The following is an 8,676-nucleotide window of genomic DNA, read 5'->3' as shown; positions in this document are numbered from 1 at the left end:
TTCCTGGCGCTGGTGCTGGGGCTGTGCGGGGTGCTGGCCGCCGTGACGGCGCTGCGGCCGGAGCGCCGTCGGACGGCGGGGTACCCGGCGGCGGCGCTGTTCGTGGCGGCGGCATGGGTGCGCCTGGCGGCTTCGGGGGTGACGGACCCCGAGGCGTACACGCTGCCGGTGTCCGTGGCCGCGTTCACCGTGGGGTGGCTGCGTCGCCGCAGGGATCCGGCCGCGTCCTCGTGGACGGCGTACGGCCCCGCCCTGTCCATGACGATGGTGCCGAGCCTCGTGGTGGCGTGGACCGATCCGCACTGGCTGCGGCCCCTGCTGCTGGGGGTGGCCGCACTGGTGGTGACGCTGGTGGGCGCCCGCCTGCGGCTTCAGGCGCCCCTGGTGGTGGGCGGTTCGGTCCTGGCGCTGGACGGGCTGCACGAGCTGGCCCCTCATGTGGTCCAGGTCTTCGACGCGCTCCCGCGCTGGGCGCCCCCGGCGCTCGCCGGGCTGCTGCTGCTCGCGGTCGGTGCGACCTACGAGCAGCGGCTGCGCGACGCGCGCCGGGTGCGGGAGAGCTTCGGCCGGATGCGTTAGGGCATCCTGTCACCGACGAGCGCGAGGTTCTGGATGGCCGCCAGGCCGTACAGAGCGGTGGTGTTGGTGCTGACCCAGGCCGCCTCGCTGCCCGGCACGGGCCCGGTGGGTCCTTCGATCTTCCTGGTGCTCCAGTCGGTGCTCTCCTTGTAGTCCCAGGTGTCGGCGCTGCTGTAGAACTGCTTCCACGCCCGGGTGGCCAGGGTGACGTCGCCGGTCCGTACGGCCGCGTAGGCGTCCTGCCGCGAGTGGCCCTGGAACAGCAGGAGGGTGCCGAAGTTGCTGCCGTAGCGGGCGGCCTGTTCGGCCTTGGTGGCGTTGAAGTAGCGGCAGTAGTCGATCCAGGCGGCCTCGAAGGCCGGCATGTCGATCATGTCGATGAGCTCGGCGTTGAGCTCGACCAGGCCGAACATGGCCGACAGGTGCGAGACGCCGACCGCGGGCTTCTCGGCTATCGCGAACTTCCCGGTGTCGAGGTCGTAGAGACCGACGCCCTGCACGAAGCCGTTGGGCTGGGCGGCGATGGTCTCCATGGTGGACAGGACGCGGTCCCTGGCCTTCTCCCACTTGGGGCCGCGCCGCTCCCACTCGGTGAGCCAGGCGGAGACCAGGCCGCTCCAGTCCGTGCCGAAGCCGATGGACAGCGCGTGCCGGTCGGGGGTGTAGGGCTCGGTGCGGATCTTGCGGATGGGGTCGAGGGCCAGGAAGGTCTCGTCGGAGTCGACGTTGGCGTGCATGAGGTCGCCGACGCGTTCGTCGGCGGTGAGGAAGTAGAACATGCGCCGGTAGGTGGTGTTGGCGATGCGCTGCTGCTTGGCGCTGTCGGCGTAGTGCTGGACGCCGTGGCGGGTGCCGAGGCCCGCCCACTTGCCGAGGTGGTAGACGTCGACCTCCCCGGTGTGCCGGGTCATGGCCTCGGCGAACCGGTAGATGTCGGCGCGGCCGGAACGCATGTAGGCGTACCAGAGCCAGAGGTCGGGCGAGAGTTCGGAGTTGTCCCAGGCGTAGCCGCCGACGTCGTAGCACCACTGGTGGCGGGTCGGGTCGTAGGTGTGCATGATGTCGCCGTAGTCCCAGAAGCCGTACCAGCGACGCATCTCCACCTGGTCCTTGTAGTACGTGAAGAGGAAGTCCAGGTGGTCCTCGATCTTCGACTTGGCGGCGGTGGAGCGGTCGGGTTCGGCGAAGAGCCCGCCGAAGACCTTCGCCCTGACGAGCTGCTTCGGCGGGGCGGCGAGCTGGGGCGGCGTGCGCACGGCCTCGACCTGCTGGGCCAGTGTCTCGGGCGCCGGGGTGGATCCGTTGGCCCAGAAGAGGAGTTCACTGGTCCTCGCGATTCCGTACGGGGTCCCGAAACCGGGTTCGTAGTCCTCGTACGTGATGTTGAGGCCTTCGATCTGTTCGGGATAGGTGTCCTGCTCCATGCCGTCGTGGTAGAAGCGCAGGTCCATGGGCTGGGCTTCGGGCGACCAGAGCCAGAGGGTGACCTCGGCCTCGTCGGTGTGTGCGTCACGGATGTCGAGCTGGGCGGGGTGCTTCTCCCAGAAGTCGCGCAGCCCGAAGGAGAATCCGCCGCTCGGGCCGCCGACGTATCCGAATCCGGAGGCCCTCCTGCCGCCGCCGGCGCCGATCCAGCCGTGCCCCTTCTTCGTGCGCTTGCGCAGGCCGAAGCCGTCGGCGGACAGCTGGGAGAGGGTGTAGTCGCCCCATTCGGGGATGTACTGGAGCCTGGTGGTGACCCGCTGGTCCCAGGTGGCGGGGTCGGGGAGCTTCCGGCCGGCGAACTGCGCCTCGCGCACGGCCGCCCCGGGGTCGCGGCGCAGTCCGGTGATGCCCTTGACGGCTTCGCGCAGCAGTCCGGTCCCCTCGCCTCCGATGCGGATGTGACGGTCGTAGGCCGCGTCGCGCATGGGCACGGTGAAGCGGACCCCGAGACCCCGGACGAAGTCACCGCTCGCCCTGCCGGGTTCCTGGGTGCCGTCGTAGGTGATGGTGTGCACCATGCGGAAGGAGTCGGCGCCGGCGTAGAAGTAGAGGCGCACGGAGAACGGCATCCAGGACCGTGAGCCCTTGCGGTGCTTGCCGTCGATGCGGACGACGGCCCGGACGGGTCCGTCCTGTTCCACGACGGCCTCCTGGATGACGCTCTCGAAGCGTTCGTACTTCTCGCTGCCCTGGTCGCCGTCCTCGATCTCGCCCTGGCGCACGAGGACGAGCCGGCCGTCGCGGGCTGTCTCGGTGGTGCCCCGGGTGACGGTCTTGACGAGGGCGGAGCCGTTCGTCCCGAGCTCGGCGGTGATCACCCCCGTGGAGACGGTGATGGTGCCGCCCTCGCGGACCGCCGTGACCTTCTTCGACGGTGCGGCAGGGGCGCCCGCGGCGAGGGAGAACTTCTCGGCGGTGACCTCGGGGCCCACGGCGTGCGCGGTCCATTTGAGCGAGCCGTCCGGCCAGTAGCCGATCGGCCAGGTCTGTACGGGGACGTCCTCGCCGTCCTCCGTGGACAGGGCGAACGTCTGGTCCTTCCGGTACTGCCCCTTGGGCCAGGGCACACCGAGCGTGGATCCGGGGGCCGCTCCGAGGCCGCCGGACTCCAGCCAGGTCAGGGTGACGGGTTCGCCGCTGTGCTCCGCGCTCCCCGCGGCCGATGCGGAGGTGGTGCCGAGGGACCAGCTGAACTGTGCGGCCGCACCGGCCGCCGCCGCGGCCTTCAGGAGCGTTCTGCGGGGCATCCTGGACATGGTTGAGCCTCTCTCCGTGCGAATTCGGGACAGGGGACGAGCAGGAAAGGGTCTGTGGGTCAGTGCGAGAGCCGGCGCGCCCGTACCGCGGTGGCCGCGGCGGCGACGGCCCCGACGACGGGGGCGGCCAAGGGCAGCACCAGGGCGCCGGACAGCACGACGACGGCCATTCCGCACACCAGCAGGAAGGAGCCGGCCGGGTCGCGGAGCGTGTGGCGGCCGGCTTGCGCCAGGAGGGTGCGCCAGAGGGAGCCCGGCTCCCAGCACGAGGCGGCGCGGATCACGGCCACCAGGAAACCGATCATGGCCAGGATGCCGACGGCGCCCACGAAGGGGCCGCCGGGCAGACCGGCCCGGACGGCTGCCAGGTCGAGCCGGAGCAGGGCGGCGGCGGCACACACGGCCGCGCCGACGAGCCACCCGCCGCGGGCCGCGGCCCGGACGTCTCCGGCGAACTCGCGCAGGCCGCCGTGCTCCCCGGCGAGGTAGCGGCGCAGGTGCCGGGTCCCCGCGGCGAAAGCCGCGGGGAACGTGAGCAGGGGCAGCGCGGCGACGGCTATCCACACGCCGACGAGCAGGCATTCGGAGAACAGGGCGAAGCGGTCCATGACGCGCGGACGCCTGGCCGGGGTGCGGGTCTTCGTCGTCACGGCGCGTCAGCCCTTCAGGCCCGAGGTGGCCATGCCGTCGATCAGATAGCGCTGGAAGGCCACGAAGAAGGCCAGCACCGGGAGCAGGGCCACCAGGGACATGGCGATCATGCCGCCGTAGTCCGCCACCGCGTCCTGGTCGATGAACATCTTCAGCCCCAGGGAGACGGTGTACTTGTCCGGCTCGTTGAGGTACAGCAGGGGGCCCATGAAGTCGTTCCAGGCGTTGATGAACGTGAAGATCGCGCTGGTGACGAGCGCGGGCCGGCAGAGCGGCAGGACGATCGACCAGTAGGTCCTCAGGTGCCCGCAGCCGTCGAGCCGTGCCGCCTCGTCGAGTTCCTTGGGCAGCCCGCGCATGAACTGCACCATCAGGAAGACGAAGAAGGCGTCGGTGGCCAGGTACTTGCCGATCAGCAGCGGGGTGAACGTGTTGATCAGTTCCAGCTTCTGGAACATCACGTACTGCGGGATGATCAGTACGTGGTACGGCAGCAGGAGGGTGCCGATCATGATCGCGAACATGGTGGTGCGGCCGGCGAACCGTACCTTCGCGAAGGCGTAGGCGGTCAGCGAGCAGGACAGCACCACACCGGCCACGGAACCGATGGCTATGTAGGCCGAGTTCAGGAAGAACGTCGAGATCGGGATGTCCGCGATGCCCTCGGTGAGCCGGACGTAGTTGTCGCCGATCGGGTCGGCCGGGAAGAGGTCCAGCGCGCCGATGATCTCGGCGCTGGGCTTGAACGAGGCCCCGATCGTCCACACCACCGGGTAGAGGACCACGGCGAGAACGACGAGCGCACCGAGGTGCCAGGCGAGTGCGCCGGGTCCCCGCCGCCGTACGGCTGTTGTCAGGGGACTCATCGGCCGCCCTCCTCGTAGTGCACCCAGCGCTTCTGGGACCAGAACAGCACGGCGGTGACCAGACCGACCGCGACGAGCAGCAGCCATCCCATGGCGGAGGCGAATCCCATACGGCTGTTCACGAAGCCTTGTTCGTACAGGTAACAGGTGTAGACGAGCGTCGCGTCGGCCGGTCCGCAGCTGCCGTTGCTGACGATGTAGGCCGAGCCGAAGATCTGGAACGAGTGGATGGTCTCCAGCAGGACGTTGAAGAACAGCACCGGCGAGATCATCGGCAGGGTGATGTGGAAGAACTTCCGCCAGCGGCCGGCTCCGTCCATCTCGGCCGCCTCGTACAGCTCCTGCGGGACCTGCTTGAGGCCCGCCAGGAAGATGACCATCGGCGCACCGAACTGCCAGACGGTGAGGGCGATCAGCGCGTAGATGATCATTTCGGGGTCGCCGATCCAGCCGCCGACCTCGACGCCGAACACCTTCTGTGTACGGTCGACGATCGCATCGTCCGAGAACAGCGCGCGCCAGACGATGGCCGCCGAGACGCTCGCCCCGATCAGGGACGGGGCGTAGAAGGCCGCCCGGTAGAAGGACTGGCCCCACCGCTTCTGCGCGAGCAGCATGGCGACGGCGAGTGCCGCGGCCAGCTTGACCGGGGTGCCGATCAGCACGTACCAGGAGGTGACCTTCACCGACTGGCGCCAGCGGGGGTCGGCGAACATGTCGGTGAAGTTCCGCAGGCCGATCCAGCGGGGCGCGTCGAACAGGTTGTACTCGGTGAACGACAGGTACAGCGAGAACACCATGGGCCCGGCGATCAGGAACAGGAAGCCCGCGATCCAGGGCGACATGAACAGGTAGCCGGCCACGTTCTCGCGGCGGCCCGGCCGCTTCGGGGCGGCGGGGGGCGCGCTTCCTCCGGGACCGTTCCTCTTGGCGACGGAGCGGTCGTCCCCGGCGGCGAGCACACCCGGGGAGGTGTGGATGTGAGTCACCACGGTCCTCTCAGTTCGAGGCGAGGGCGGTCTTCGCCTCGGAGAAGAACTGCTTGACGGAGTCCTCCGGCGAGGTCTTGCCCAGAGCCAGATCGGCACCGATGCGCAGGAAGGCCGCCTCGATGACGTCCGCACCGGCCGGGTGCGGGGTGATGGGCTCCAGGACACCCGCGTCGGCGATCGCGGTCTCGTACGCACCGATGGCCTTGCTGGGGGCGTCGGCGGGCTGGTAGGCCTCGAACTGCGCGGTGGTGGCGGGCACGCCGCGGTCGTATCCCATGATCCGGGCGACCTCGGGGTCGTGGGTCATGAAGCTGATGAAGGTCGCGACCTCGGCGGGATGCCTGGTACGCGCCGAGCCGCTCAGCATCAGCGATCCCAGGTACTGTCCGGTCTTCTTGCCGTCGGTGCTCGGGATGGGCGCGAGGCCGTAGCTGCTTTTGCCCTCCGCGCTGTAGCGGACCGAGAAGTTGTCCCAGGTGAACTCGCCGGCGGACAGGCCCTTGGCGGTGGCCGAGGCGGGCTTGATCTGCTCGACCTTGCCGGGGTCGGCGTAGAGGCCGGACCTGACCCGGTCGAGGGCTTCGGTCCAGTACGGCAGCAGCTCGGCCTCACCGAAGCCCATGCCGTCCTCCGTGAAGAAGGCCTTGCCGTTCTGGCGCAGGATCAGGTCGTACAGGTACATCACGCCGTGCGGACCGGCGTCACCGGCGATCTTCTGCCCCTTCTTGATCTTCTCCAGACCGGCGAGCCAGTCGTCCCACGTCCAGCCGATCTCGGGCGTGATGCCGGCCTTCTCGTACACCTTCTCGTCGATGACCAGGGCCATCGAGTTGCTGCCGACCGGCACGCCGAGCAGCTTGCCGTCGATCTCGGCGAACTTCTCCAGCCCGGAGCGGAAGCCGGTGAGGTCGAGGTTGCCCTTCTCCGCCTGGGGGCCGAGGTCGAGAAGGACGTTCTTCGCCTCGTACTTGCGCAGGAAGGTCACAGCGTTCTGGATGACGTCGGGCGGGTTGCCCCCGGCCGCCTGCGTGTTGAACTTCTTCCAGAAGTCCGCGTACTGCTGGAAGTCCGTCTTCACCTTGATCTTCGGGTGCTTCTTCTCGAAGAGGGCGACGCACTGCTGGACCTTCTTGGCGCGGTCGTCCGCGCCCCACCAGGAGTGCCGGATGGTGACCGGTCCACCGGAACCACTGCCGCCCGAGCCGCAGCCGGCCGCGGTCAGCCCGAGACCGGCCGCCGAGAGGCCGGCCAGCTTCAGCAGCTGCCGCCTGTCCATGCCGTTGTTCCGAGACATAGCTCGCCCCCATCGTTCGCATTGAATCGTTTTAGAAAGCGCTTGCTGGGCCAAAGTAAGGAGCGGCACCGGACGCGTCAACGGTTAGGACGAAATTTCGAGGGCCGGACGACGGGCCGAACACGCGATTCAGGCATCGGTGCGGGCGCACAGGGATACGCCGATGGCCCGGAAGCTTCTCAGAAGCTTCCGGGCCATCGGTCCGGGGTGGGCGATACTGGGTTCGAACCAGTGACCTCTTCGGTGTGAACGAAGCGCTCTCCCACTGAGCTAATCGCCCCGGCGCACGGCATACATTACCCCATGTCAGCGGCGCCCCAGGACCATCACCGGGTCACTGCTCGATCTTCCACGGCATCACCATGCCGAACTTCCAGAGGTAGACCCCCACCAGCACCGCGATGATCACGAGCCCCACCGTGGTGAGGATGATGTTGCGCCGCCGGACCTTGGGGTCGAGCGCGCGCTGAGCGGCTTCGGTGACCTTGCGCCGGGTCCAGCGCAGGACGAGCTGCGCCCAGACGAATTCGGTCGCCCAGATCGCCATACCGCCGAAGATCACCAGCCATCCCGGCCCCGGCAGCACCAGCATCAGGACACCCGCCCCGACCACCGCCAGGCCGACGACGAAGATCCCGACCTGCCAGCTCAGATGGAGCACCCTCGATCCCTTGATGAACCCGGGCGCCCGCGAGCCCAGCTCCCGCTCCGCCGCCTGCTCGTCCCCCGCAGCGGACTCAGGGGCCACCGTCGCGGCGGCCTCTTTCCGCTCGTCACTCTCCGCGTTCATGAATCCCAACCTACCGGAACGGCGCGCGTCACCGGAATGGACGCATGACCCAAAGTTACACACCTTAGGACGAGCGACCTTAAGCATCACAAATAGGTCAGAGTGGTTTACAACGCCACCGTAGGTGGCATGTCGATTTCGCCGACGTGCGAATCCCCGAGCGCACACTGAGCGAAAGGCCCTGGCGCTTATGAACACCACGGTCAGCTGCGAGCTGCACCTGCGCCTCGTTGTGTCGAGCGAGTCCTCACTGCCTGTACCCGCGGGCCTGCGGTATGACACGGCCGATCCCTATGCCGTGCACGCCACCTTCCACACCGGAGCGGAGGAGACGGTCGAATGGGTTTTTGCCCGTGACCTCCTTGCCGAAGGGCTGCACCGGCCCACCGGTACCGGAGACGTCCGCGTCTGGCCATCACGAAGTCACGGTCAAGGCGTCGTCTGCATCGCACTGAGCTCCCCGGAGGGCGAAGCCCTGCTGGAAGCCCCGGCGAGGGCCCTGGAGTCGTTCCTGAAGAGGACCGACGCCGCGGTCCCGCCCGGTACCGAGCATCGTCACTTCGACCTTGATACGGAGCTCTCACACATCCTGGCCGAGAGCTGAGCCAGGCCGACAGCTGCGGGACGCCGTCCGACTCGGGGAGACGGCGTCGCGCGGACAACCTCATAGGGCAGGCACCGGCGCCGTCGCCGCGGAACCCACCGCAGCGGCGGCACTGCTGTGCGCGCCGGGGGCGGAGCCGTTCCCGGAGCCGTGCGTCGG

At 68.7% G+C, this 8,676-nt stretch carries 8 protein-coding genes and 1 tRNA gene; 2 read left to right on the top strand and 7 right to left on the bottom strand.

The annotated features are described in order from the left end of the window. The coding region (locus VN520_RS32020; RefSeq protein ID WP_414720017.1) for an SCO7613 C-terminal domain-containing membrane protein at positions 1–579 on the top strand (579 nt) is incomplete at its 5' end. On the opposite strand, the gene VN520_RS32015 is transcribed toward VN520_RS32020, so the two are convergent. The 7 genes from VN520_RS32015 to VN520_RS31985 all read right to left on the bottom strand — a co-directional run bounded on the left by VN520_RS32015 (position 576) and on the right by VN520_RS31985 (position 7,913). Further along, complete coding sequence (locus VN520_RS32015) at positions 576–3,320, bottom strand: Tat pathway signal sequence domain protein (RefSeq protein WP_325750432.1); 2,745 nt, start codon at positions 3,318–3,320, stop codon at positions 576–578. The two genes, VN520_RS32020 and VN520_RS32015, sit on opposite strands and share 4 nt — an antisense overlap. A 59-nt stretch (positions 3,321–3,379) precedes the next feature. Beyond that, positions 3,380–3,928 carry a hypothetical protein gene (locus VN520_RS32010; protein ID WP_325750434.1) on the bottom strand — a complete coding sequence of 183 codons (549 nt, stop codon included), beginning with the start codon at positions 3,926–3,928 and terminating at the stop codon, positions 3,380–3,382. A 48-nt stretch (positions 3,929–3,976) separates the two neighbouring features. Next, the gene (locus tag VN520_RS32005) at positions 3,977–4,837 is read right to left on the bottom strand and encodes a carbohydrate ABC transporter permease (protein ID WP_325750431.1); all 861 of its coding nucleotides are present in this window, start codon (positions 4,835–4,837) and stop codon (positions 3,977–3,979) included. Next, on the bottom strand, positions 4,834–5,799 hold the full coding sequence (locus VN520_RS32000) for a carbohydrate ABC transporter permease (protein WP_414720018.1): 966 nt from the start codon (positions 5,797–5,799) through the stop codon (positions 4,834–4,836). The genes VN520_RS32005 and VN520_RS32000 overlap by 4 nt, the downstream gene beginning before the upstream one ends. 37 nt (positions 5,800–5,836) lie before the next feature. Further along, the gene (locus VN520_RS31995) at positions 5,837–7,123 is read right to left on the bottom strand and encodes an ABC transporter substrate-binding protein (protein WP_325750430.1); all 1,287 of its coding nucleotides are present in this window, start codon (positions 7,121–7,123) and stop codon (positions 5,837–5,839) included. A 208-nt stretch (positions 7,124–7,331) separates the two neighbouring features. Beyond that, positions 7,332–7,403: transfer RNA gene (locus tag VN520_RS31990), tRNA-Val, on the bottom strand. A gap of 54 nt (positions 7,404–7,457) precedes the next feature. Next, complete coding sequence (locus VN520_RS31985) at positions 7,458–7,913, bottom strand: TIGR02611 family protein (protein WP_325750429.1); 456 nt, start codon at positions 7,911–7,913, stop codon at positions 7,458–7,460. Between the two features lie 190 nt (positions 7,914–8,103). Here VN520_RS31985 and VN520_RS31980 point away from each other — a divergent pair, with 190 nt between their 5' ends. Further along, entirely contained in the window at positions 8,104–8,517 is a 414-nt protein-coding gene (locus VN520_RS31980; RefSeq protein WP_003959770.1) for an SsgA family sporulation/cell division regulator, read from the top strand. The last annotated feature ends 159 nt before the right edge of the window (positions 8,518–8,676 follow it).

It is taken from the genome of Streptomyces sp. (assembly GCF_035563135.1).
GTDB lineage: Bacteria > Actinomycetota > Actinomycetes > Streptomycetales > Streptomycetaceae > Streptomyces.
This window is presented reverse-complemented; position numbering and strand designations above follow the sequence as displayed.